Raw genomic sequence first — 25,949 nt, 5'->3', positions numbered from 1 at the left:
ATTGATCTAAAGATAGCCTCGCAACATTGAAGTGATGGTGCGTTACCCAGTAATGTCTAAATCTCTCACCTATACTTACATTGGCCTCTGCGGGTTCCTACTGTTAGCTTGCCAACCTAAACCGCAGATTATTAATCAGTTCCATCGCAAACTAACACCTCAAGAGATAGAAAGTCTGGCCCAAGAGCTCGAATCTGAGGTCATCATAAAAAAAGACTTTGAAACCCGGAACTTTATTCTCTGGGATAGCCCCACCAAGGGGCTTGCTACGGGTTACTATTCTGCACATGTTATTGAGTTAGACAATAATCAAACGTCGTCATATATCAACAAAAGTACTTATAGCTCTGCCGATAATCCGCAAAAAAAAGTGTCTATTTCCCTCTCCGGAACAAGTTATAAAAGAATCGGAGACTCAAGTTCTGAGGCGTCCTTTAGCTATGGACAGCTTGCTATGGTGATTCGTGATCCAGCGATCCTTCAGCAGATGGAAACCGCAAAACTGACATTTATGGATCAGCAGAATATGGTTGTTCCTAGTCAAGGGAAAAAGGGGATTCTGTTTCAGTATGATTCTGCGGAGCAAGATTGCTGTTCAAAGATAGAGCTACTTTCAAAATCGGGTAAAGTTTTATACTCTAAAAACCGTCCATTCTAATTGCCATGAAAAGGTTTGAATCGGTTGTTTAATACTCTTCTCTATTGGACTTGAGCTTCCATATTGTCGTCCAGAGTATAAGAGCACCAATCACTCCAACTTCCGGCATAGAGTTTGCCACCTTTAATCCCTGTTATTTCTAGAGCTAGTAAGTTTACACAAGCTGTGACACCTGACCCACAATAGACAATCACTTCGTCTGCACGGTTTAAATCTGCATAATGAGCTTGTAATTCAGAAGGAGTGAGTAAGAAACCTTGCTCATTCGTTACGGCTTGCCACGGATAGTTGACTGCCCCTGGAATATGCCCGGCCACTGGATCAATGGGTTCGTGATTGCCGATATAGCGTTCGTAAGCCCGAGAATCTACTACCACCACATCGGGTTGATCTTTGTAGGTTTTGACGGCCTGAATATCTACAATTTGCCCAGGAATTGCAGTCCCTTGAAACTCACCTGAACGGACTGCAGGCATATCGGTTGTGACTGGATAGTGGGCTTGATAAGCGGCAAATCCTCCATCCAGAATCGCAACAGAGGTATGACCCAGATAGCGCAGTAACCACCATAGCCTGGCAGCAAAGGCTTGCCGACTATCGTCATAGGCCACAACCAAGGTGTCTGGTGTAATGCCCATCTGAGAGAGCTTGGCTCCCAATTGAGAAATCTTAGGTAAAGGATGCCGTCCCCCATGAGTTTGCACAGGAGATGACAAATCCTCATTCAAATCTAGATAATAGGCACCCGGAATATGGCCTGCCTGGTATTGCTCTTGTCCCTGCTGAGGTGCACTGAGGGCAAACCGACAGTCCACAATCACCACCTGCACATCTTCAAGATGTTCATGCAGCCATTCCGGTGAGACCACATTATCTAAAGCCATAGACCAAACCAGAATACTTAGAGATTGGCTGTAATGCGCTTCATGGCTTCTTCAACATTGGCCCGACTATTAAAGGCCGAAATGCGGAAGTAGCCTTCACCTGCTGCGCCAAATCCAGACCCAGGGGTACCGACCACGTTGGTTTTGTTCAACAACTGATCGAAGAAGTCCCAGCTAGAGATGCCGTTCGGTGTTTGCACCCAGACATAGGGGGCATTGACGCCTCCAAATACCTGTAACCCAGCAGCGGTCAATTTCTCTCGAATAATTTTGGCATTTTCGAGGTAGAAGCTAATTAAGCTTTTGGTTTGAGCCTGACCCGCTTCAGAATAGACGGCTTCTGCACCGCGCTGGACGATATAAGAGACACCGTTAAACTTGGTGGATTGGCGACGGTTCCACAGCTTCCAAAGCTCGACATCTGAGCCATCAGCCGCTTTGGCCGTTAAGGTTTTAGGTACGACGGTGAGGGCGCAGCGAGTCCCGGTAAAGCCCGCATTTTTTGAGAAAGAGCGAAATTCAATCGCACAGTCTCTGGCTCCATCTATTTCATAGATGGAATGGGGGATCTCAGGATCAGTGATAAAGGCTTCATAGGCGGCATCAAACAGAATGATGGAGCCATGGGATTTGGCATAGTTCACCCAATCTTGCAGATGGCTCTTGCTCGCCACTGCTCCTGTGGGGTTATTGGGGAAACAGAGATAGATCAAATCCACTTTTTGGCTGGGAATTTGAGCTGTGAAGTCGTTGCCCGCATTAATCGGTAAGTACGTCAGCCCCTCATATTCACCCTGGTCATTACAAGGCCCCGTATGTCCAGCCATGACATTGGTATCGACATAGACGGGGTAAACCGGATCGGTAACGGCAATGGTGTTGTTATCGCCAAAAATATCGAGGATATTGCCACAGTCACATTTGGAACCGTCAGAAACAAAAATTTCCCCGGCATCCACGTCACAACCTCTTGATTGAAAATCATGGGCGGCAATTTTCTCCCGTAACCAGCCATAGCCTTGCTCAGGACCATAGCCTTTAAAGGAATCTCGATTCCCCAAATCTTCAACGGCTGTGACCATGGCACTACGGCAGGCTTCGGGTAAGGGTTCTGTCACGTCCCCAATACCAAGCTTGATGATTGGTGCGTCGGGATTGGCCTCAGCAAATGCGCTGACTCTTCGACCAATCTCGGGAAATAAATAACCTGCTTTGAGCTTTAAATAATTGTCGTTAATCGTTGCCATGTTGTCTTAGCGATGAACACTCTCAACCAGCTTACTAGGAACGCAACCGTTCAACTGATGAGATTTGGTTCAGTAGACAACAACAGGCTTTGAGCTACAGTCTGCCGATTAGGGGCAATGCGATTGAGGCTACGCATAACCATAAGCCGACATGCATGCAGTGATTGAAGAATCGTTTAGGCATATTGTTGAACCACGAACGCTTGCTTTTGTTTATGTTCGCTTGTCTTTTCTCGTTCTTTCACCGTGAAAACACTGATTTTTGGGTATAAAACAATATTTTTATGGATTGATTTAAGGATTGAACGGCAGAGTTAATAGCGTGATTTTATTGATTTTATGGTTTGATTCCTATCGCCCGTTGAGTTAGCTAAGGCACCGGACTGATCGAATCTCTTGGGTATCCGTGACGTAACAAGTTCCGCCAAACTTATTGAGTAAGGGGCGAATATTGTCCACGACCTGCTGAAGTAAGTCAGGCGCACAGAAGGCAATGATATAAACATTGTCCAGCATGGTGTGGTCTAAGTCTTCTGTGGTGCCCCTTAAGCCTTTGCCCGCTACATTTCGAATGACAGCATGGCCATGAACCCCGGATTTATCCAAGGCATCTAGGATTTTAGCGAGTTCAAATGAATTGGCAATAATTTCAATTTTTTTAACAGGATGCATGCTCTTAACTCCATAAAAACTCGATTCCAGCAAGGTATAGAGGGATTCCGACAATAATATTGAACGGAAAGGTAACTGCCAACGCCGTGGAAACATAGAGGCTCGGATTGGCTTCAGGAACGGTCATGCGCATTGCAGCGGGGACGGCAATGTATGAAGCACTTGCGCAAAGTACTGAGAATAAGAGGGCATTGCCAACGGACATACCAATCAGTTTGGCGATAACTAATCCGATACCAGCATTGAGTATTGGTATTAGTATGGCAAACCCAACTAGGAAAACTCCTGTTTTTTGCAAGTCTTTAATTCTTCGAGCGGCCACTAACCCCATATCGAGTAAGAAAAAGGTGAGCACGCCATAAAACAACCCTTGGGTGAAGGGTTCTAGGACTTCCCAACCATGTTCTCCTGTGAGGACGCCAATAATTAGACTACCGACGAGGAGAAACACTGAACTGTTGAGAAAGGCTTCTCTCAAGACTTCTGACCATTCAAAGTCTTGCTCTTTGTCGTCCTCTTTGTTGTCGGCAAATAGGTTGACTAAAATCAAGCCAACGATAATAGCAGGCGATTCCATTAACGCCAGGGCGGCAACCATAAAGCCATCAAAAGCAATATCTAGCTCGGTTAAGAAGGCACTGGCAGTGATGAAGGTGACGGCACTAATGGAGCCATACGTGGCTGCGATCGCAGCTGCGTCATAATTCCCCAGCTTGATTTTGAGAATAAAGAAAGTGTAGACCGGCACAAAGCAGGCCATCAGGATTGCGGCCCCGAGGGTAAGCATTACATCTTGGGTAATGCCACTCTTAACCAGCTCGACCCCGCCTTTAAAGCCGATGGCAAAGAGAAGGTAAAGGGAAAATAATTTCGGAATCGGAGCTGGTATTTCTAAGTCGGACTTGACAAAAACAGCCGTCATACCTAGGAAAAAGAACAGCACAGGTGGATTCAGAATATTGGAGATGATGAGGCTAACATCCATATAGATTCCTCCTGATGCAACAGCAAGCACACAAAAAACTATGTAGAGATTATTTCTCTGACAAACCCTTGTTTATCGTGGACTGCGCTCAGATGTCAATGAGTGAAAAAACTGTTCAAATTTGACAACTGTAGATGTATCAGTCCATACAAAATATAAAGCTAAAGAACCTACTGGTAGTTTTTTTTCTTCTCTTATATTGTTGAATTTAGTGACAGAGAATAAATTCAACAATCAGAGGCAATAAAAGACGATGTAAGTAAATTAATTAACTTTTTGAAAAGACATTGTATAGTGTTTTAACTTTCTGATTATCCTTGAATACGGTCGTTGTACGGAGCGGATAGCCACGATCTTAATATTTATTATTTGTAGTTATGTTTAGTAGAGTCATTGATTTATCTGACTTCGCTGTTCCTACAAAATTAGAATTAGAATTAGGCGATGTCTAAAATAAATAGGCAGCATAAATAAATTCTAAATATATTAAATTTAGCTTAGGAATTTTAACTATTTTTTTGATTTATAGATCGAAAGTAATTGCACCTAGAAATAAATATATATCATCAAAAAATATTATTATTTTGGATTTATTCTATAAGTATTTTATCGTTAGCCCTCACTGGGTTCAACTGTCTTTTGTTGATCTGAATTTGTATATTGATTCTTTTTGATGCTGTCTTTTAGTTGTAAAAAAAATGATTCATTGCATGGCTATGAATATTGGCATAATCAAAGCTTAACCAGAACTGCTACTCTTCTTAAACATCAGTTTAGCTAACCTTTACATCCCTCTGGGAGTCTTACCTACGGTGCTTCCAAAGCGGTGTTTGTGCTTTTTAATACTGCTTGCCAAACATGTGGAAGTACTTCTTGCTTGCCTGATTCTTTGTTGGGGGATGGCCGTATTTTTAGTTGACGAAGAATCAAATATCTCAATCTAGTAATCCCGACTCTGTATCTAAATTTAGCGACCCTCAATTTGCTGAAATTGAGTCCTCTTCTTCTGGAAACTCTTGAGTTTTTAGGTTTTTTTTATTGTTTGTTTAGGAATACTCATGGCTACTTCCCTCTCTGCTGGTGACATTGCCATTGTTGGTGTCAACTCCGATAATCCTGATGACTTTAGTTTTGTGCTGCTCGTTGATATCGATGCTGGGACTGAAATTCGCTTCACTGATAGTGGTGTGCGCAGTGATGGTAGTTTTCGAGCCAATGAAGGAGCCGTCAAATATACTGCGCCCTCAGCTCTGATAGCGGAGACCGTTATTAATTTTGTTCACAACACTGCTGACTTCATGGCTGACAATGATGCGGCCGTTGGAATCAGTGGGTTCTCCCTATCCACCAGTGGCGATCAAATTATTGCCTTTCAGGGGCTCTCCACCAACCCCCAATTCCTGTTTGTCCTGTTAACGAACAGCACAGAGTTTCAAGCCGATGCAACCTCTTCAAATACATCGGCACTCCCCCCTGGCCTTGTGATGGGAACCTCGGCAGTTGCTGTAGGGGCTGGTGCTGGGCCGACCCAAGAGGTGGATAATGCGGTTTACAGCGGTCCTGTGACAGGTACCCCTGCCGAACTGCGAGCGGCCATTTGTGATGCCAGTAATTGGACTGGCGATAATGCTCCTCTGGCGCTGCCCATCGATTCCTTCACGATGGGTAATAGTGGCCTAGGAACGCCTGGAAGAAGCAGTTCAGAGGGGCCTTTGAGCAGAATTGGTGGGGTTACCCTGGATAATGGGGCTGAAATTAATGCGTTTGATGCCGCTTCCCAGAAACTGTTTGTCGTGTCTGGTGAAACAGAGTTACAGGTGGTGGATCTGAGAGATCCAACCAACCCTGAAGCCCTGACCTCTATCGATTTATCTAGCTTTGGAGCAGGAGCCAATAGCATTGCCATCAGTAATGGTGTGATTGCAGTGGCGATTGAGGCTGATCCGTCCACGAGTAATGGCACGGTTCTCTTCCTCAATAGTGATGGTGAGATTTTGGGTCAGATTGAAGTGGGTGCCCTACCGGATATGCTCACCTTTACGCCAGACGGCACCAAGGTTTTAGTCGCGAATGAAGGCGAGCCTGAAGATGATATTGACCCAGCTGGATCAGTTAGCATCATTGATTTGTCTGCAGGGTTTGACAATCTATCGGTACAAACGGCTGATTTCACAGCCTTCGATGGGCGAGAAGCAGAACTCAGAGCCAAAGGTGTTCGGATCTTTCCCGATAAAACGACTTCTGAAGATGTTGAGCCGGAATTTATCTCTATCTCTCCAGATGGGGCCACGGCTTTTGTGACTTTGCAGGAAAATAATGCTTTTGCGGTTGTGGATTTGGCCACGGCGTCCGTGACGGATATCTTGCCCTTAGGGGCCAAAAACTTTAGTCGTGGCCCGGCCCAACTCACTCAACTGACTTTGGAAGACTTACCCAGTCTAGGGACGACCCCCTCTGGACAAGAGATTCTTTTAGGGGGCCTATCAGGCCTGTGGTACGAAGGCACCGACCCAGATTCGGGCAATCTGATCTTTTACACCATCCCCGATCGTGGCCCCAATCCCGACACCCTAGATGTCGATGGGGATGGCATCAAAGAGCGGCCCTTTGCCCTGCCCGATTACCAAGCTCGCATCGTCAAATTAGAAGTTACTCCCGATTTAACCAGCGTCACGATTGCTGATCAGATTTTCCTCACCCAGGGAGAGGGGATGCCGATTACAGGACGCTCCAATATCAGCAATGAAGCGGTTGATGAGCAGCCGGTTGATTTGTTTGGAAATCCCCTCGCCTTTGATCCCTTTGGCGGGGATTTTGAAGGAATTCTGACGGATGCTAATGGCAATTTCTGGATGGTGGATGATTATCGTCCCTCTATCTATCAGTTCTCGCCCACAGGTGAGCTGTTGAATCGATATGTACCTGAAGGGACTGCCGCCCAGGCTGGCTCAGGAGACGATGATGAGAACGAGACAGACATCAGTTTCGGTACAGAAACCTTGCCTGCGGAATATATCAATCGTCGCCGCAACCGGGGCTTTGAAGCGGTGGCGCTGGATGATGAGACGGGTATTCTCTATGCCTTTATTCAAACACCCCTAGCTAATCCCGATCGTGCCACCTCTGATAATTCTGACGTGATTCGAATCCTAGGGATTGATACGGCAACAGGCCAGCCGGTCGCTGAATATGTTTATCTCCTCGAAGATCCGGCGGTGCGTTCCGGTGGCCGAGTCGACAAAATTGGCGATGCCGTGTTTGCAGGTGATGGCAAATTCTATGTGATTGAGCGGGATTCTGCAGTCGGTGAGACTGCCAAGAAATTTATCTTCGAAATCGATATCTCCGCTGCTACTAATTTATTGACCCTCGACAAGGATGAGATTGGCCTCTTCGAAGAGGCTACCCTAGAGCAGCAAACGGCAGATGCACTGGTTGTCGCTGACATCCAGCCCGTCAACAAAATCAAAACCACAAATTTGCCGTCCCTCGGTTACCTCGCTGGTGATAAGCCCGAAGGCTTAGCCTTACTCCCCGACGGCACCTTAGTGGTGATCAACGATAACGACTTTGGCTTGGCCGAAGGGGATATTCCCCTAGATGGTAGTGTCTTGCAAAGCCCTGACCCCACACCGATTACTCTAGATTTTATTCAATTTGGTGAGGGTAATACGCTAGATCCAAGCGATGGCGATGGTGGGATTAACCTCAATAATTTCCCTCTCTATGGGTTGTATCAACCGGATGCGATCGCATCTTTTGCTACCAACGGTCAAACCTACTACATCACCGCCAACGAAGGGGATGCCCGCGAGGAAGACGCGCGGATTGCCGATTTGACTTTAGATCCCACCGCCTTCCTGGATGCCGCCACCTTGCAACAAGATGATCAGCTGGGGCAGCTACAAGTCTCCACCATCGATGGGGATATTGATGGAGATGGTGATTTTGATCAGCTGTTCTCTTATGGGGGTCGCTCCTTTAGCATTTGGGATGAAGTGGGCAACTTAGTCTTCGATAGTGGTGATCAGATTGCCAAAATTACCGCTGAACTGGCTCCAGATTTATTCAATGCCGATGACGGAGACCCCGCTGAGTTTGATAGCCGCTCTGATAATAAAGGGGCAGAACCGGAAGCCGTTACTGTCGGTCAGGTGGGCAACCGTACCTATGCCTTTATTGGTCTAGAACGAGCCGGAGGAGGCGTACTAGTCTATGACGTTACGAATCCGACTACTCCAGAATTCCTGCAATATATCCGCGATGATGCCGATATTGCCCCAGAAGGCTTGACCTTTATTGCTGCCGATGACAGTCCCAATGGCAATAGCTTATTGGTGGTCAGTAATGAGGAAAGTGAAACCATTGCGGTGTATGAGTTTACGCCCGAAGTCAAGATCTACGATATTCAGGGTGAAGGTCATCTGTCTGCCTTTGACGGTCTCAAGGTCACAACGACAGGAATTGTGACTGCCGTTGATTTCAATGGATTTTATCTCCAGGATGCAACGGGCGATGGCAATGACGCCACTTCTGATGGCATTTTCGTCTTTACCAGCGCTCCCACCGTCAGCATCGGTGATGAGCTAGACCTCACAGGGCAAGTTTCAGAATTTATTCCGGGTGGTGCTGCTACCCACAATTTATCCATCACCCAACTTAGTTTAGAGGCTGTCGAGGTCTTATCCAGCGGTAACGACCTATCAACCGCAAATGATTTGCTAAGCGGTGGTCTTGGAGCCGATAAGCTCTTGGGTGGTGCCGGGGATGACACCTTAATCGGGGGTGGCGGTGCCGATCGATTGTCCGGTGGATCCGGTGCGGACTGGTTTATCCTCGAAATCGACCAAGGTCTAGATATGGTTCTCGAGTTTGAGGCTGACTTGGATACTTTGGGGCTATCGGAAGGATTGACCTTAGGCCAACTCAGCGTAACGGCTGATGATGGAGATACTCGCATCTCTGTGGCTGGCTCTGAACAAACCCTGATGATTCTCAGAGGGGTCAATGTTGACTTGGCAGACCTATCTATTCAAGACTATTCCCCTGTCTAAGCCCTAGTTTCATGCAGCTGTCATTTGTGACAGACAGAATGATTGAGCATTCGTTAGGTGTATCATTCTGATGGTATAAAGGACGGCTTTCGAGTACTTAATAAATGCAATCTAGTGAAATATTGACTGTTTTATTTTCTAGAGAGTCATTTATGTAGCTCCTGCAGACCACTAAGATGACAGGCCATATCATTACTTCCATTGGTGAGGGGACGACCATATGAGTATTTCGATTCAAGAAATCAGTATTATTATTGCCGCTAAAGATCTCAGCCCATCCATCCTCAATCCTGATTTCCTCAAGTACAGCGATATTGTGCCGTCAGATTGGGAGTACGATCAGCAGCCCGTCATCTCGAATAGTGGTGCCCGTATTTCCTATAAAAACGGCATTCGCATCACGGCACAACCCAATCGGGTGGCATTTGCTCAGGTCGCTCCCACCAAAGAACAGCCTGAATTTCTGATCCATACGATGGCTGCAAACTTTGCAGAGAAACTCCCCAATGCAGATTATTTGGCTGTTGGTGTTAATCCTCGGGGATTAGTGCCCTTCTTTGATAATGAGCGGGGAGCCCATGAGTTTCTATTCCATAAACTGTTTGCTGCGGGTTCCTGGCAAGACTTTGGCCAAGCCCCTGCCCAAGCTGCGATTCAGCTTAGTTATGTCCTAGAGCAGGGCCAGCTTAACTTAGCAATTAATGAAGCCAAGCTGAAAGGCCAAGATGGAAAATCTGTCTCTGCCGTTGTCTTTTCTGGAAATTATAATTACCCCGTCCGGGGAGATATTGGCATCAAGCGAGTCCAGAATGTCAAAGAGCGCATCCAGCTTTGGCAATCCACCGTGGCTACGTTTCAGCAACTCGTCAATGAGCGTTTTATAGGGGTTGCTAATGCGTCTGCCTCGAATTCGGATATTCCCATGGCTCCCCCATCTGTGGAAAATGAGATGGTGCTTTAAGTCCTACTTTTGGATGGTGAACTTCCTCAATGGGGTATTCTCCGAGAATGAATCGGCATTGCTGAAAGTTTGCTGAAGCCGTTTGGCGAAATACTGGTCCAATGGATTTGCTTGCCCTTGCCGAGAACCTTAGGAATACACAAACTGTCTTGGACTAAGATGAATATCCTCAAGAAAATCATGGGTGCAGCAATTTTAGCGTTCAATATCCCTCGCATCATTGAGCTGACTCAAACCCTCAGTAATGGCGAAGCCACACCCTATGAAATGGGTCGATTAACGGGGGCCGTTGTGATGACTCTGTTGGCAAGTTGGCTGATATTCTCGAAGGAGACGGCAAAAAAAGCATAGAACAAGTTCTTCCGTATGGAGTCCAATCGTGATGGCTAGCAAGAAAATTTTGATGCTGGTGGGTGACTTTGTAGAAGACTATGAAGTCATGGTTCCTTTCCAGGCATTGTTGATGGTCGGGCATACAGTACATACGGTGTGCCCCCATAAAAAAGCTGGAGATATGGTCAGAACCGCCATTCATGATTTTGAAGGAGACCAAACCTATAGCGAAAAGCCGGGTCATAACTTCTTGCTTAATGCCACCTTTACAGAGGTAGATGTTGCCGACTACGATGCCCTGGTGATTCCAGGGGGTAGGGCTCCAGAGTATTTGCGTCTCAATGCTGAAGTTATCAAAATTGTGCAGCACTTTGCTCAAGCGCAGAAACCATTAGCTGCCATTTGTCATGGCGCTCAGCTTCTGTCTGCAGCGGGCGTTTTACAGGGGAAACGTTGTTCGGCTTATCCCGCCTGTGGGCCAGAGGTGACTGCTGCTGGCGGGGAATATGTGGATCTGGCTGTGGATGATGCGTTGATTGATGGCAATTTGGTGACTGCACCGGCATGGCCTGCTCATCCTAAGTGGCTGTCCGCTTTCTTGCAGGTTTTAGGCACTCGAATTGAGCATCCAGAAGCTGCTTTAACCTGATGTGGGCGAGGTCTTTTGCCTGGTGTTAGAGGGGGCAAAAGCTGTCTGGGGATGCACTCCTTGCCATTTCTATAACGCCTGACCGCAGACTGGAGGCTTGGTGAGCCTATGCAACAAAGACAAACTTTCCTTATGCTTTGTAAAGACTGGGTTGTCTTGCCCAACCCCCACCGATGGTTTCACAATCCTAATGATGCAGACCTCTTTTCCCGCGTGCCAGCCTTTAGATAGTTTGATAGCAGAATTGCCTGACTTACAGAAGCAAGCTTTGCAGCGTGGGGAAGCCATCATCTCGGGTAGTGCAGGTGAATATGTCGCTCAAGTCATCATGGAAGGTGAGGCAGAGGTGGCTTGGCAAGTGTTGACGGATTTTGAACATTTAGCAAAATTTTTGCCCAACGTTATTGCTACTCAAGTTTTGGAATCATCTGCACAGCGAACGGTTGTGGAGCAAACTAATATTTCTCAAGTTCTCTTTGCCCAAGTCCAATCTAAGGTGCGGACTGAAAATAGGGTAATGGCTCCTGGGCAATTGGGCTTTCACCTTCTCGAAGGCGATCTTAAGCGTCTGCAAGGGTATTGGCAGGTGTTGCCTCTCACTTCTTCCCAGATCTTAGTCAAGCAAGTTGTTGCTGCAGATGCAGATATGGGGTTTCTGGAGGGCAGCTTTCATCTCCTGTTTCGAGAAACGTTGAAGCGTACCCTCTCAGCTATTCAACAAGAAACCCAGGCCAGAACTTTACTCAAGGTGGCTTAGGTCTGTTTGGAGAGGGAGATTAAGGCTGCAAAAGATTAAGTGAATTTTTAGCCTTGACTGATCCTAGACTGGCGATTGTGAGGGAGTTTAGCCTGCCAGATCAATAGCAAAGGAAAGCATAATTCTAGGCTTGTGAAGACCAGGGCTAGCGGGCTGGGTGCTCCAACTTGCCAAAAAGAAATCACTCGTCCTAGGCCACCCATAAAGATGGCACCTGACAAAATTCGCAATGCCGTCTTGTGTTGTTCAATATTGGGGATGATCCACCAGGCCGTCACGGCTAGAGAAATATAAAACCCGGTGATATAGCGATAGTGGCTATCGAACTCTGGCGTAATCGCTTCAGCAGGCAGCCATCGTCCCAAGCCAGAGGTGAGACCCAGTATCGCCACTATTAAGGGAATCAAGCTTAAGAGCCCTAAGATGAGCTGTAGTCCTCGTTTCATACAAGATTCCTAATGGTGTAGTGATTAGAATTGGCTCAATCCTAATGTTATAGTCTATAACAATGTTATAAAGTATAACGCAGTACACTGGTGCTGGAAGCAAGCTACCGTTGCCAGTGAGCAGTGAATCGTATCATCACGGTTATTTGAGAGAGGCATTGATTGAGGCTGCACTTCAGCAAATTCAATCAGAAGGAGCCTCAGCCCTGAATTTGAGTAAGTTAGCGCGCCAGTGTGGTGTCAGCCAACCTGCCGTATATCGTCACTTTGCGAATAAACAGGCTTTAAGTTTCAGTTTGGTCCAATGGGGATTTGAAATGCTGATTCAGCGCTTGCAAGCTACCACTCAGCCTGAGCAAGAAGAGACGTTAACCAGCATCAAAGGCTTAGCACAAGCCTATTTGCAGTTCACCCTTGAGCATACGGAGCTTGCCCGGATGATGTTTAGTTTGAAAGAGCGGGTAACTGACCCCACACTCCATGGGATTTCCAAGCAAGCAGCGGGTCCCTTATATCAAATCGTCACGATTGCCCAAGAGCGTCAGACTCTGAAAGGAGATGATGTTGACCAGGCTGTTCGACTGATCTGGGCTTCAATCCATGGACTAGCAATATTACTGATGGATGAGCAAATGCCCTATGTGACACAGACCCCTGGAGCAATCGAAGTGCATCTCGATGCGATCGCACAGTTGCTACATGATGGTTTATTTATTCAGCAGCCCTGACTAACCCAGAGTAAAAGAGAGGCCCCGAAAAAACAGATCAACAGCCTGAGGATTGCAAGAGTAAACTGCAGCGGTTTAGCTGGAGACGACAGATGAGGTCTGATAGTTTTGCTTCTCCAACGTTAGCGCCAATCCTACCGCTTCAAATTCTTGATTCAGCTTATTCATCCAGGTGGGAGAGATCGTCAGATTCTCGAGTTTGCTCATATGCTCTAATTCTTTGAGTTGCTGCGTCAGTTGAGTGGCCCCCATAGAGGCGCTCATGGATTTTAGAGAATGGGCAATTTCATTGATTTGGACGTGGTTTGTGTTTGCGATCGCATCCTGCAATCCCTCAAACATTGGCTTTGCATCTTTGAGGAAATTATCAATCACAGAGACGAGAAAACTGCCGCCATCATCTCCACCAATGTCTATCAGGGTCTGGATTGCCGATTGCTCTAATAGAGCAGGCTTCACGTCTTTGGGGAGAGAAGTCTCTGATAATGGACGATACTGACTGAGAGCGGTTTTGAGTTCCTCTAGTGACACAGGCTTGCAGAGATAGTTCGACATCCCGGTATCCAAACATTCTTGTCTCTCTTCTGGTAAAGTCCGCCCAGAGACCCCAATAATGTAGGGACGAATGCCTTGTTGATGCAGGGATTGAACCACCTCCAAACCATTCATCTTGGGCATTTGCACATCCAGCAAAATCAAGTCATAAGTTTGGTTCTGGCATGCCTCCACCACTTGCTGACCATCACCGACGACATCGGCCGAATACCCCAGGTGTACCAGACGTTGCACCATTAATTGCTGATTGAGGGTATTGTCATCAGCCACTAATATTTTGAGATTTTCAGGATGGACAGACTCCATCTCCTGCAAAGCGTCTGGCTCAGACTGCTCAGGCTCAGTGTATATATATTGGACGCCAAGATGCTCCGCTATCTTGTCTAGGATGGTACTTTCTTGGCAAGGTTTACGGACAAAATCATCACACCCGACCGAGAGCGCATAGAGGCGATCTTCTTCAAAAGCGTTCGCCGTTAGGGCAATAATCACGGGGGGATTGTCTCCACATTGGGCTTTTATTTCCCGAGTGGCGTTGTAACCATCCATGACCGGCATGCGCATATCCATCCAGATCAAATGGGGGGCCCATTCCTGCCAAATAGCAAGGGCCTCTTTACCGTTCACTGCTTCTCGAATGTCAAACCCAAAGGGGGCCAGCCATTGCTGCATCAGCTGTCGGTTGGCCCATTTGTCTTCCACAATCAGCAGTCGATAGGTGGGTTGTCCGGCTGCTAAGGCCACTACCTGTCGTGCGGGCTTCACGGTATGAACTTCTGCTGCATCGACGAGAGTGGCTGGAATCGTGAAGCGGAAGGTTGAGCCCTGTCCTACGGTACTATCAACCTCAATATCCCCCCCCATCAGTTGGACAAATCGGCGGCTAATGGGTAATCCGAGTCCTGTCCCTTCTTGGGCACGATAGCCTGAATCAGTTTGAGTAAAGGCTTCAAAGAGCTGGTCAATATCAGATGTTTTGAGGCCAGGACCCGTATCCATGACCGCAAATGTCAGTTGACAGGTATCCCCTCGCTGGCCTATCTGTTCTGAGGTATCCACCTGGAGCAAAACCTGCCCTTTTTCCGTATAGTTGAGACCATTCCCTAGCAAATTGATCAGGACTTGGCGTAGTTTCCCTTCATCTGCGAACACAAACTGGGGGACTATCGCTGTCCGTTCAAATTGGAGCTGTAATCCTTGCAATTCGGCTTTGGCTTCCAGCATATCTTGGAGAGAATCCAATAACCGGTACAGATCAAAGCTGACTTGGGTAAGGGCCAACTGTCCCGCTTCAATCCGAGACATTTCTAAGACATCGTTAATCAGTGATAATAAATGTTCACCACTCCGGCCAATAATGCCGAGCTGTTCGGTTTGAGTATCCCTTAATTCAGGATCTCGCTGCATGATCTCTACATATCCCAAAATTGCATTCAGGGGCGTTCGCAATTCGTGACTCATGTGGGAGAGAAAGTCGCTTTTGGCTTGGCTAGCAGCGTCAGCCGACTCCTTGGATTGTTGGGCTTGGCGGAGGAACTCCGTTTGCTGGAGTGCGACGCCTAATTGAGTGCTAATTTGAATCGCGAATTCCCGCTCTTTGACTTGCCATTGCCGGGGAGCTGAGCATTGATGAATCGCTAAGAGCCCCCACAGAATATTGCTCCGAAATAGAGGTACGACTAAATGAGCCTGAACTTGCAACCCTTGCATCATCTCTATGTAACAAGGATGCAAATTACAGGTGTTGAGATCATCAATCGCAAAGACTTGGTGGGTGCCAGGACTGGCGGTATAGCGATCTTGGAAACAGTCGCCTTTGACGTCATATCCCAAGATGGATCGGTAATCGGGGTGGACATCTTCAGCAACCACTTCCCCTTGGCTATATTTAGCACCCGGCAAAAACTGAAAGACTACAACCCGTTCAACTTGCAAGAGTCTACGCACCTCTCGGGTCGTGGTGGCGAAAATAGTTTCCAAATCCAAAGACTCTCGGATTTTGGAGATCACATTTGTCAGAGTATGTTGCTGTTCAGCAATAATTGCTAGCTGTTGAGCCTGATTTTGAACCTTTTCTGTGGCTCCAGCTTGTTGGACGGCAACCCCCAGGTGTGTTGCCAGCTGTGTAATAAAATCAACCTCTAAGGGCTGCCACTCATAAGGATTGGAATGCTGGTAAGCGCCGATAAGTCCCCACAAACGGCTACCGACAAAAACAGGGGCAATCAAAAAAGCCTTGATCTGGTAGTAGTTGTAGGTTTCCAAATGACAGGGAGAGAGTCCAGCTTGGGAAACATCATTCACAACAGATACATGGTGATGACGGTATCGTCCGCCCTTCGTCTCTTGCAGATGAGAGTCATTCCAGACTTCACGAGTGGAATAGACAATCTGTTCCCACTTAGGTTTAACGGCCCGAAAATCATGAATAAATGAGCCGCCCCAGTCTTCATCAAACTGGTAAACTGCCACATGATCGACATCCAGCAATCGCTGGGCTTCCTGAGTGGTAGTCTGGAAAATCGTATCTAGATCCAGCGCTTTTTGCAGTTTAGATAGGATATTGGTTAAAGCTCGCTGTTGATTGGCAATCGCCGTCGAACGATGTAGCTCAGCGGTCCGTTCCTTAATTTGTTCTTCTAAATGGGTATTGAGGGTCTGTACCTGCTGGTAAAGCTGGTATTGGTTAATCGCACCAGAAAACCGTTCTCCTAAGGCTTCAGCCAAGCGGATCTCTGCGTCTGTCCAGGGCTGAGATTGCCCTGATTTGATTTGTCTCCAAGCTTCAAAAGACTGACGAGGAGCTAACTGACGGCTATCGGGGTGATGGAATCCTGCCCAGCGCAGCTCTTCTTCCACCTCATCCCGAAAAATAGTGATGCACCCCAGCAATTCCGTATCGAAATAAAGGGGTAAAATCATCACGCCACGAATGGGAGTGGATTGAAAGGCAGGACTTAAAACCCGAAATAATGGCTCTCGGTAAATATCTGCGATCGCCCATACTGTATTGCTGCGGGTAGAAGAACGGACCTGGGGCGATAGGGAATAGTTTTTGCGCATCCAGTCCACTGACCAGGGGCGGCTTTCGGCATCAGTGATTTCGACAGCCTGGGTTGAATGCAGATAATTTTGCCATAGGGCATTTTCTTCAATCAATCTGTCATGATCTAATCTGGCGGGTTGATCGCCACAACAATAGAGTTCTGCGGATTGTTCGGACGCAGTATGGCTGAGATACAATCGTCCCCCAGTGCCCTGCATCACGGCCACCATCTCTGTCAGGGCAATCTCTAGCGGAACGGTGGGTTTGGTATATAACAAGGCTGTGACTCGATTCACCCCCGCTTCTTGGGCGGCCTGCTCACGCACCCGGTCTAGTAGGGTCGCTTGACCAATGGCCACTGCCATTTGATCCACCACGGCCTGAATGAGTTCGAGTTCTGCCTCCTCGACTTGACGGGGTTGTGCATGGTGGGAAACCAGAAGGCCCCAGAGACGTTGCCCTTTGTTTAATCCCGTTAAAGCACCCGCCTCGATATTGACCTGCTCAAAGGTGGATTGCTCAATTACGATAGGCACTACCACCGAAGATTGCACTCCCATTGCTTTTAAATATTCGACATGGCAGGGATCGATAGGCCGAAAGCGAATATCGTGATCCTCTAGCTCTGAGCCGGTTTCTGTGCAATTGAGGGGGCTAAAACCAATTTGTTGGGTGGAGAGATCCACCACAGACCGTTGCCGGGCCTTTAGAAATAGTTCACGGGCTGGCAGAGGAATATCATCTGCCGGAAAATTGAGTCCTAATAACGAGGGTAAACGGTCTTCACGAATGGATTCAGCAATGACCAAACCATGTCCATCCGGGAAAAATTTATAGACTTTGACGCGATCGGTGCCTAAGAATGCTCTGACTTCAGCCACTGTCGCTGACAAGATCTCATTCAGCTCTAACGACTGACGGATGCGAGTCGTAATGCGATTGAGAAGGGATTGCTGAGTCAAGTTAGAAGGTTCGTCGGGGAAGGAACAGTCAGCATTTAATTTTGAGGAGGATACATCCATCGTCTAAATCCCGAATTACAGTCTTTGGAACTGTTAGTGACTCGATTTAGGCAATTTCTGCGATAGTTTCACTTTAACCTACAGAACAATATCAGAGTGTAACTGGGTTAACACCCATATCCCAACCAAAAGCCATCGTCCTGGTTGCCACTGTTGCTTCTGGTTATGTGATCAATCCACAAAAATGACCTGCAGACAGGCATGAACTGTCTCATGCCCTAACGTGCCCATTCTTATGGCAAATTTTCACAGAAATTCATCAAAATATTGATCCCAATATTGATCCCTTCAGCAACTTTGTGGGGTTGAGTTAGCGGAGCTATTTTCGTTCAGGATGGTAAAGATTTTGGCTGGTGTCACCCATCTGATTAATGGTTGCAATCATCTGACTTAACCGCCCATGATCACGCTGATTGAAATAGAACACTAATCGAGGTAAATGTTCCGTTTCATCCTGAACCTGTTGAGGTTGAGGTTCTTGATGATCTAGTTCTTCTGGTAAAGCCCTACTTTTACGAATCTGGTCACGGATCAGAATATCTGGGAATTCCCGGTTTAACCATTTGACTTCTGAGGTGGAGAGTTCTTGATTGAGGCGCATCACTAACCGATCGCCAACATAGCGACTTGAGTGGTAGATCTGGTAGAACCCCGAAATCGCAGCACAAGCCGTCTCCAAATTATCCGTAATTGTGTATAAACGATGGTCATCTGCACTGATCAGCTCTCCATCGATCAGGTGCTTGTGAATATAAGCATCCCAGTCTTGCCAATAGTGAGTGCCTGGCGGATCGATCAAAACCACTGGTACGGGGGGGGACTTTCCAGTTTGACTCAGGGTAAGACATTCAAAGGCTTCATCTTGGGTGCCAAATCCACCGGGGAAGAGTGCGATCGCATCTGTTTCCCGGAGAAAAAACAATTTGCGAGTAAAGAAGTACTTGAAGTCGATCAGCTTCTCATCCCCAGCAATGTAAGGATTAGAATCTTGCTCAAAGGGAAGCTGAATGTTGAGGCCAAAAGACTTTTCCGGCCCAGCCCCTAGATTGCCCGCTTCCATAATGCCGCCCCCTGCTCCTGTCATCACCATAAATCCTTGTTGGGTAACGCAGCGGGCAAAATCTACTGCCATTTTGTAGGCAGGACTATCTGGCGGTAGACGGGAAGACCCAAAGATGGAAATCTTGCGAATGTGTCGATAGCGGTGGAAGACTTGAAACCCTTGCTCTAGATCTTGTAATGCCGCGGTTAGAATTTTCCAATCTAAGCGATCGAGATCCTCTTCAGCCATATTCAGCACCGTTTCAAGGGCCTGCATCATTAGAGGACCATGCTTGAGTTGGGGTAAGACCTCTAGGAAATGATTCAGACGCTGATGTAAAGTAACCGATGGGTCAGGAGACTCAGTCATAAGTATGGGTTAGGCTAGGTCAGCTCAACGATAACAATTTAATGAATAAAAAGTGACCCTTAGCCAATTAGCTAAGGGCCACTTTAATGGTTTGAATAAACTGCCAATCTTAGTTGCAGTGAACGGATCCCATGCTAGAACCCGAGAAAATTTAAAAACTAGAGATACTTATCTAAGGTACTGGCCAAAGTTGTTTTGGGAACAGCTCCGACAACCATATCGACCCGCTGTCCTCCCTTAAAGACCATGAGGGTAGGAATACTACGAATCCCATACTGACTCGCAACATTAGGATTTTCATCCGTGTTGATTTTTACAACCTTGACTTGACCTTTATATTGCTCAGAGATTTCATCAACGACGGGAGCAACCATTCGACAAGGTCCGCACCAAGGTGCCCAAAAATCAACTAGAACAGGAACGTCACTTTCAATGACTTCTTCTTTGAATGTGGCATCTGTGACTGGGGCAGCTGATGACATGCTTAGAAACCTTTATCGACTGTAGCTTATCTACGATTTGTACCATAGCAGGTTCAACCCCACCTAGACATAAACAGAAAATTAACAATCAAAATGCCGATATCACCGCCTAAAATGAGGAAGCCGCCTGAACAACTGCTCAGGCGGAGTGTGGTGTGAGGAGTGAACGGAAACATGTGTCTCCGCTATACCCATTCTAGGCAACCAATTCACGTTTGCCATACCTTTTTTGGCAAAGATCGGCGTCTAAACGTGTTAAGTTTGGCAAATTTTTGTTATTTACCCATACCTAGTTTTTGGGCAGCCTGATAGACCTTCCCTTCTGTCAGCAGAGATGGGGCAACCACCACCTCCACTTGCTGCATCTGTTTAATGTCTTTGGCGCCTAAGGTACCCATGCTGGTTTGCAAGGATCCAAGGAAGTTATGGGTGCCATCATCCAATTGGGCCGGTCCCCGCAAGATTTGCTCTAGGGTACCGGTTGTCCCGACCCGAATCCGTGTCCCTCGGGGCAACACAGGACTAGGTGTTGCCATCCCCCAGTGGAATCCTCGCCCGGGTGCTTCTGTGGCTCTCGCAATGGGTGAGCCCATCATAATCGCATCGGCACCACAGGCAATACATTTGCAAACGTCACCGCCAGTAATCAGGCCCCCATCCGCAATGATCGGAATATATTGGTTGGTCTCGCGAAAATGGTCATCCCGAGCGGCAGCACAATCTGAGATTGCAGTTGCTTGAGGAACCCCCACTCCCAATACGCCTCGGGTTGTACAAGCTGCACCAGGACCAATACCCACCAAGACGGCTGCAGCACCTGCCTGCATCAAGCTTTTAGTGACTTCGTAGGTTACACAATTTCCCATGACCACAGGTATCGGCAACTCTTGGCAAAACTTAGCCAGATCAAGGGGGGTAACACTTTCTGGAGATACGTGATCAGTGGAAACGACCGTTGCTTGGATAAAAAATAAATCTGCACCTGCTTCGACCACAGCTTGCCCAAATCGACTGGCCCCTACAGGGGTTGCACTCACCGCTGCAATGCCTCCTTGAGACTTGATCTGGGTGATCCGCTCACGAATTAGTTCAGGTTTGATGGGTTCTGCGTAGAGTTCTTGCATGAGTGGCACAAAGCCATTCACATCAACCCCAGCAATTTTGTCCAGAATGGGCTCTGGATCGCTGTAACGGGTTTGAATTCCTTCCAGATTCAATACACCTAGAGCGCCTAACTCTGACAGACGAACTGCCATTTTGACGTCCACGACCCCATCCATCGCACTCGCTAGAATGGGGATCTCCCGCTGAATACCACCGATTTGCCACTGGGTATCTGCCAGTTGTGGATCTAGGGTTCGTTGTCCTGGTGAAAGGGCAATTTCGTCAATTCCATATGCTCTACGTGCCGTTTTGCCACGGCCAATTTGAATATCCACACCAGTAACCATTCCAGAACGATTTAGCTAGACTAACAAAGCCAAATTGCCCTGTCAAAGTCTCACAAAGACTTGAATCTTGACAGGCACAGCGTATCGCTGGCCAGCTCCTACTCACTGCAGCTTCTAGAGAGTTGTAAGTGTTTGGTGGCTCAAATGCCATCATTCCGATTCTGGAGAGGAGCGGCGCTTAATAATGGGCTTGCCAACTGGGCGAGGCTTGTCCGAAGTTTGATGGGGGCGAGGGGAGCTAAACTTTCTGGGGGGACTATGAGACTCGCTTCTTTCTTGTTTTGATTTGCGTTTGGGTGGTACAAGCGCTACTTTTTGTCCATTTAAAATCGTTAATTCTTCCCCTTGCCGCAGTACATGCAAGTCCCAAAAATAGCCCATTGCTTTATCCTTTAGACTGCCAGTGAGCTTGAGCTTAAATGCTTTGGGGCGATCTGAACTTTTTCGAGGAGATTGCTGAATTTTGACCAATAAATAGTTTCTCTCAGTGGATTGGAAAACAATCTCACCCCGGATGGAAAAATAACCATCTTGAAGAGGGGCAGCAAGCTGGCTAGGCTCTTCAGGCACTGCTGGTTCTTCAGGCGTTTCAGACTCTTCTGCCGCAGCCACGGGACCAAATCCTTCCGTTGACCAAACGCCGACAATCTGCATATGCAGCGTTTCTTCTTTCTCGCGTGTCCGAGGATAAACAACCCACAAGTAGGTTTGCTCTAAATCTAGATATTTTTTGACCAGACTCATCACCTGACCCAACAAAACCGCATCTAAGTAGGTTTCGTCTTCTGTAATCAGGTCTCCTCGATTAAATTGCTCTTCTGAAGGTCGGTACTTCCCCTTGATTAACCCAATCGCCCGATATTGCATCGGCTCACTGGGCGGTGGAATGGGTTGCTGTCCTAGGGTCTCAGGTACATCACTAGCGACATCCGCAGCCGGTTCTTCTTTTTCTACAGAGACTACCTCGGGAGCTGGAGGAGGGGGGGCTTTAGCTACAGGGCGACGGGGTGGACCTTTTAATTGCATACCGTCCACATGAGTCTCTTGAGTCTCATCCATGGGAGCATTAGACTGTTCATCTGACACCGTTTGGGGGTCCATATCAACAGATTTCTTTTGGGTGTGACGAGTTGACTTAGGTGGCTGTTCGCTAGAGGAACTCATAGACTTCGGAATGATAATCGAGCAGCAGGTGGGTGAAACCTGATTGTATTTTTTTACCATCCTAACCGGGCGGTCGATCAAATCCTAATCCCTGAGGAATTAAAAATGATCGTTTCCCACAAAACTCAAGAAAATGGTTATCTACTCTGGATAAAAAAGTTTAGTTAATACAAGCAATCTCACCTGATTTTTGACTAAACATTAAATTCTCTTTGTAGTCAATTGGACAATCCACAATTGTTGGCACGTCTTGGGCCAATGCAGACTTTAGACAAGGCATAAAATCAGCACTAGATTCTACTCGATAACCTTTGAGTCCCATGCTTTCTGCAAGCCGTACAAAATCAGGATTGCCAAACTTAATAAAAGAAGCTTCTCCGTAATATTGTTGTTGTTTCCACTCAATCAAACCATACCCGCCATCATTGAAAATGATTGTGGTGAAAGCAACACCGAGACGTAATGCTGTTTCCAATTCCTGCATATTGATCATGAAGCCACCATCGCCGGTCACAGCCACAATATGGCGATCTGGATAGACTAATTTGGCTGCTAATGCACCAGGAATAGCAATCCCCATGGCGGCGAACCCATTAGAAATTAAACAGGTATTAGGCCGATCACAATGGTAATGACGGGCCATCCACATTTTGTGAGCGCCGACATCAGAGATCACAATATCTTCGGAGGCGAGAACTGCTCGGAGGTCATAAATCAGTTTTTGCGGGCGTAGGGGGAAGTGTTCATCGCTGGCATACTCCTCATAGTCTGCTCGGATTTGTGGTCTAAGCTCGACCCCATAGGGATCCGGTTTGCTATGGCGATCAGCCCGTCGGAGAATTTCGATTAGGGAATCAGAGATATCTCCTACTACTTCAGTCTTAGGGATATAGCTACTGTCGATTTCAGCGGGCTCTGCCCCCACATGCACAATGGGAATGGTGCCGTCAGGATTCCACTTTTTAGGAGAAAACTCGATTAAGTCATAGCCCACGGCAATGACGAGATCCGTCCGATCAAAGCCACAGCTAATATAGTCTCGCTGTTGTAATCCTACCGTCCATAAGGCTAAGGGATGGGTATAGCGAATGACCCCTTTGCCCATAAAAGTATTGGCCACGGGAATATTCAATTCGGTTGCAAATTGGGTGAGAGCCTCGCTAGCCTTGGCTCTAATCGCCCCATTGCCCACTAAGATCAAAGGATTAGTGGCCTGAGAAATCATTTCTGCTGCCTGCTCTAGATTGCGGGGTGAGGCAAAGCTGCGTATCAGGCTATCTTGCTGCAGTGGCATGCCTTCAGCGGGCATGGCGGCAATGTTTTCTGGTAAATCAATATGAACGGCTCCGGGCTTTTCTGCCTGGGCTCGTTTGAAGGCGCGCCGCACAATTTCTGGGGTATTGCTGGGACGAACAATTTGAGAGCTCCATTTGGTAACCGGATTAAACATAGCCACCAAATCTAAATACTGGTGGGACTCGATATGCATCCGATCGGTGCCGACTTGTCCGGTAATTGCAACTAAGGGCGCTCCATCTAAGTTGGCATCTGCAACGCCAGTCATTAGGTTGGTGGCCCCTGGGCCTAGGGTTGATAGGCAAACCCCTGCTCTCCCGGTTAATCGACCGTATACATCGGCCATAAAAGCAGCCCCCTGCTCATGGCGGGTGGTGATGAATTGGATAGAGGAGTTTCGCAGGGCTTCTAGGACTTGGAGGTTTTCCTCTCCCGGCAACCCAAAAATATACTCAACACCTTCGTTTTCCAGACATTTGACCAACAATTCTGCTGTATTCATTAAAAATGGCTCACTTCACCCATACGGTTTTGATGTTAACGAATTCATGAATGCCTTGAATGCCTAATTCTCGGCCATAGCCAGAGCGTTTGATGCCGCCAAAGGGAAGGCGGGGATCAGACTTGACCATACCGTTGATAAAGACAGCGCCTGCATCTAAGTGCTTGATCAGGAGGTCTTGCTCTTGTGGATCTGTGGTCCAGGCACTGGCCCCTAATCCAAAGGGGCTATCGTTGGCTAGGGTAATGGCGGCTTCCATATCAGTAACTCGAAAGACTAGAGCCACTGGACCAAAGCATTCCTGCGAGTAAATTGGGTTGTCTTTGGTGATGTCTGACAGAATTGTGGGTTGGTAAAAATTTCCAGGTAAGTCTGGCCGCTGGCCACCAAGCAGTACTTGAGCACCGTGAGCAACGGCAATTTGGACTTGCTGTTCTAGTTCTTCAAGAATACTTGTGGTCGCCAAGGGGCCGACATCGGTTTGGGGACTCATGGGATCGCCTAGAGTTAGCTTGCTAAATGCGGCAACAAATTTTTCTTGAAACTGATCTGCGATCGCATCTGCCACAATAAATCGTTTTGCTGCAATACAGGACTGTCCTGTATTCAACATCCGCGCTTTCACTGCCGTGGTAACTGCTGCGTCTACATCAGCGCTAGCTAAGACGATGAAGGGATCACTGCCTCCCAGTTCTAGGACTGTTTTTTTGATCTGACTCCCTGCGATCGCCGCTAAACTAGCTCCTGCAGGTTCACTCCCCGTCAGGGTTGCTGCTTTTACCCGATCATCTTTAACCACCATTTCTACTTGCTGTGCAGAGATTAATAAAGTTTGGAATACGCCTTCTGGAAACCCTGCCTCTACTAGGATTTGTTCAATGGCTAAAGCACATTGAGGGACATTGGAGGCATGTTTCAGGATGCCTACATTTCCGGCCATCAGAGCTGGAGCAGCAAACCGGAAGACCTGCCAAAAGGGAAAATTCCATGGCATAACCGCCAATATAATTCCCAGGGGTTGATAACAGACCCAAGACTCTTGGGCATCCGTTTCTATGGTCTGGCTAGCCAGAAATAGGGGGGCTTGTTCTGCATAGTATCGACAGACCCAAGCGCATTTTTTCACTTCCCCCAGGGCTTCTTGAATCGGTTTGCCCATTTCTAAGGTCATTAGGGCAGCATATTGCTGACTTTTGTCAGGATTTTCCAACATATCAGCAGCTCGTAATAACCACTGGCGTCTATCGTCAAAGCTGGTATGCCGATAGGACTGGAATGCCGATTCAGATTGCGCTAACTTTAATTGAATGGTTTCAGGAGAAAGAGCTGAGAAAGATTGAAGTGTTTCTAAGGTTGTCGGATTAACTGTTGCGATGCCCATGCTCCAACCTCTGAATTCAGTTTCTAACCAATAAAGGCAAGCTCTACAGTGTCAATCATCGCAAAAAAATGTTCGACTTGTGGAGGGAATCATCGAAAGTTGCTGATTCTAGAGTAGACCTGTCACTTTTGGTAAAATCTTCTGCAAGACCGGATACTTTTTGCCTATGAGTTGAGTAGGAATGGCTTCAGTTAAACACTGACAGAGGCAGTCATTCGGGAGAGTAGCAGAAAAGCCGGTCCTCGGACCTCAATTAAATACATAA

19 protein-coding genes are annotated in these 25,949 nt (G+C 47.2%); 7 read left to right on the top strand and 12 right to left on the bottom strand.

Annotated features, from left to right (window positions below; translation table 11 throughout):
• The first annotated feature begins 34 nt into the window (after positions 1–34).
• Positions 35–658: a hypothetical protein gene (locus tag I1H34_RS20955; RefSeq protein WP_212662875.1), complete on the top strand. Its 624-nt coding sequence runs from the start codon at positions 35–37 to the stop codon at positions 656–658.
• 41 nt (positions 659–699) lie between these two features.
• Here the strand turns inward: I1H34_RS20955 and I1H34_RS20950 are convergent, their stop codons facing one another.
• From I1H34_RS20950 to I1H34_RS20935, 4 genes are all read right to left on the bottom strand, one after another.
• The gene (locus I1H34_RS20950) at positions 700–1,542 is read right to left on the bottom strand and encodes a sulfurtransferase (RefSeq protein ID WP_212662874.1); all 843 of its coding nucleotides are present in this window, start codon (positions 1,540–1,542) and stop codon (positions 700–702) included.
• A 17-nt stretch (positions 1,543–1,559) separates the two neighbouring features.
• A complete protein-coding gene (locus tag I1H34_RS20945; RefSeq protein WP_212662873.1) occupies positions 1,560–2,789 on the bottom strand; it encodes an LL-diaminopimelate aminotransferase in 1,230 nt (409 codons plus the stop codon).
• A gap of 366 nt (positions 2,790–3,155) precedes the next feature.
• Positions 3,156–3,461 (bottom strand): P-II family nitrogen regulator, encoded by a 306-nt coding sequence (locus I1H34_RS20940; protein WP_212662872.1) that lies wholly within the window; start codon positions 3,459–3,461, stop codon positions 3,156–3,158.
• 4 nt (positions 3,462–3,465) lie between these two features.
• On the bottom strand, positions 3,466–4,446 hold the full coding sequence (locus tag I1H34_RS20935; protein ID WP_212662871.1) for a sodium-dependent bicarbonate transport family permease: 981 nt from the start codon (positions 4,444–4,446) through the stop codon (positions 3,466–3,468).
• 1,058 nt (positions 4,447–5,504) lie between these two features.
• Between I1H34_RS20935 and I1H34_RS20930 the strand changes: the two genes are divergently transcribed.
• The 5 genes from I1H34_RS20930 to I1H34_RS20910 all read left to right on the top strand — a co-directional run bounded on the left by I1H34_RS20930 (position 5,505) and on the right by I1H34_RS20910 (position 12,200).
• On the top strand, positions 5,505–9,500 hold the full coding sequence (locus I1H34_RS20930) for a choice-of-anchor I family protein (RefSeq protein ID WP_283250036.1): 3,996 nt from the start codon (positions 5,505–5,507) through the stop codon (positions 9,498–9,500).
• Between the two features lie 220 nt (positions 9,501–9,720).
• Positions 9,721–10,461 (top strand): hypothetical protein, encoded by a 741-nt coding sequence (locus I1H34_RS20925; protein ID WP_212662870.1) that lies wholly within the window; start codon positions 9,721–9,723, stop codon positions 10,459–10,461.
• Positions 10,462–10,641: 180 nt separating this feature from the next.
• Positions 10,642–10,812: a hypothetical protein gene (locus tag I1H34_RS20920; RefSeq protein WP_212662869.1), complete on the top strand. Its 171-nt coding sequence runs from the start codon at positions 10,642–10,644 to the stop codon at positions 10,810–10,812.
• Positions 10,813–10,843: 31 nt separating this feature from the next.
• Positions 10,844–11,443 (top strand): DJ-1/PfpI family protein, encoded by a 600-nt coding sequence (locus I1H34_RS20915; protein WP_212662868.1) that lies wholly within the window; start codon positions 10,844–10,846, stop codon positions 11,441–11,443.
• Between the two features lie 190 nt (positions 11,444–11,633).
• Positions 11,634–12,200 carry an SRPBCC family protein gene (locus I1H34_RS20910; RefSeq protein ID WP_212662867.1) on the top strand — a complete coding sequence of 189 codons (567 nt, stop codon included), beginning with the start codon at positions 11,634–11,636 and terminating at the stop codon, positions 12,198–12,200.
• Positions 12,201–12,247: 47 nt separating this feature from the next.
• Here the strand turns inward: I1H34_RS20910 and I1H34_RS20905 are convergent, their stop codons facing one another.
• Positions 12,248–12,646, bottom strand: a complete 399-nt coding sequence (locus I1H34_RS20905; RefSeq protein ID WP_212662866.1) for a DUF4345 domain-containing protein — start codon at positions 12,644–12,646, stop codon at positions 12,248–12,250.
• A 116-nt stretch (positions 12,647–12,762) separates the two neighbouring features.
• On the opposite strand from I1H34_RS20905, the gene I1H34_RS20900 reads away from it, so the two are divergent.
• The gene (locus tag I1H34_RS20900; protein WP_249369453.1) at positions 12,763–13,374 is read left to right on the top strand and encodes a TetR/AcrR family transcriptional regulator; all 612 of its coding nucleotides are present in this window, start codon (positions 12,763–12,765) and stop codon (positions 13,372–13,374) included.
• Positions 13,375–13,449: 75 nt separating this feature from the next.
• Here I1H34_RS20900 and I1H34_RS20895 read toward each other — a convergent pair whose 3' ends face one another.
• The 7 genes from I1H34_RS20895 to I1H34_RS20865 all read right to left on the bottom strand — a co-directional run bounded on the left by I1H34_RS20895 (position 13,450) and on the right by I1H34_RS20865 (position 25,684).
• Complete coding sequence (locus tag I1H34_RS20895) at positions 13,450–17,997, bottom strand: GAF domain-containing protein (RefSeq protein ID WP_212662865.1); 4,548 nt, start codon at positions 17,995–17,997, stop codon at positions 13,450–13,452.
• Positions 17,998–18,316: 319 nt separating this feature from the next.
• Positions 18,317–19,408: an LOG family protein gene (locus I1H34_RS20890; protein WP_249369451.1), complete on the bottom strand. Its 1,092-nt coding sequence runs from the start codon at positions 19,406–19,408 to the stop codon at positions 18,317–18,319.
• Positions 19,409–19,566: 158 nt separating this feature from the next.
• Positions 19,567–19,890, bottom strand: a complete 324-nt coding sequence (trxA, locus tag I1H34_RS20885) for a thioredoxin (protein ID WP_010472447.1) — start codon at positions 19,888–19,890, stop codon at positions 19,567–19,569.
• A 275-nt stretch (positions 19,891–20,165) separates the two neighbouring features.
• Positions 20,166–21,329 carry a GuaB3 family IMP dehydrogenase-related protein gene (locus I1H34_RS20880; RefSeq protein WP_212666369.1) on the bottom strand — a complete coding sequence of 388 codons (1,164 nt, stop codon included), beginning with the start codon at positions 21,327–21,329 and terminating at the stop codon, positions 20,166–20,168.
• A 162-nt stretch (positions 21,330–21,491) separates the two neighbouring features.
• The gene (locus tag I1H34_RS20875; protein ID WP_212662864.1) at positions 21,492–22,505 is read right to left on the bottom strand and encodes a hypothetical protein; all 1,014 of its coding nucleotides are present in this window, start codon (positions 22,503–22,505) and stop codon (positions 21,492–21,494) included.
• 160 nt (positions 22,506–22,665) lie between these two features.
• Entirely contained in the window at positions 22,666–24,303 is a 1,638-nt protein-coding gene (locus I1H34_RS20870; protein WP_212662863.1) for an acetolactate synthase large subunit, read from the bottom strand.
• Between the two features lie 10 nt (positions 24,304–24,313).
• Positions 24,314–25,684: an NAD-dependent succinate-semialdehyde dehydrogenase gene (locus I1H34_RS20865; protein WP_212662862.1), complete on the bottom strand. Its 1,371-nt coding sequence runs from the start codon at positions 25,682–25,684 to the stop codon at positions 24,314–24,316.
• Positions 25,685–25,949 lie beyond the last annotated feature (265 nt).

The sequence above is a fragment of the Acaryochloris marina S15 genome (assembly GCF_018336915.1).
In the GTDB taxonomy this organism is placed as follows: Bacteria; Cyanobacteriota; Cyanobacteriia; order Thermosynechococcales; family Thermosynechococcaceae; genus Acaryochloris; species Acaryochloris marina_A.
Note: the sequence above shows the minus strand (reverse complement) of the source record. Positions and strands in the feature narration are given on the sequence as shown.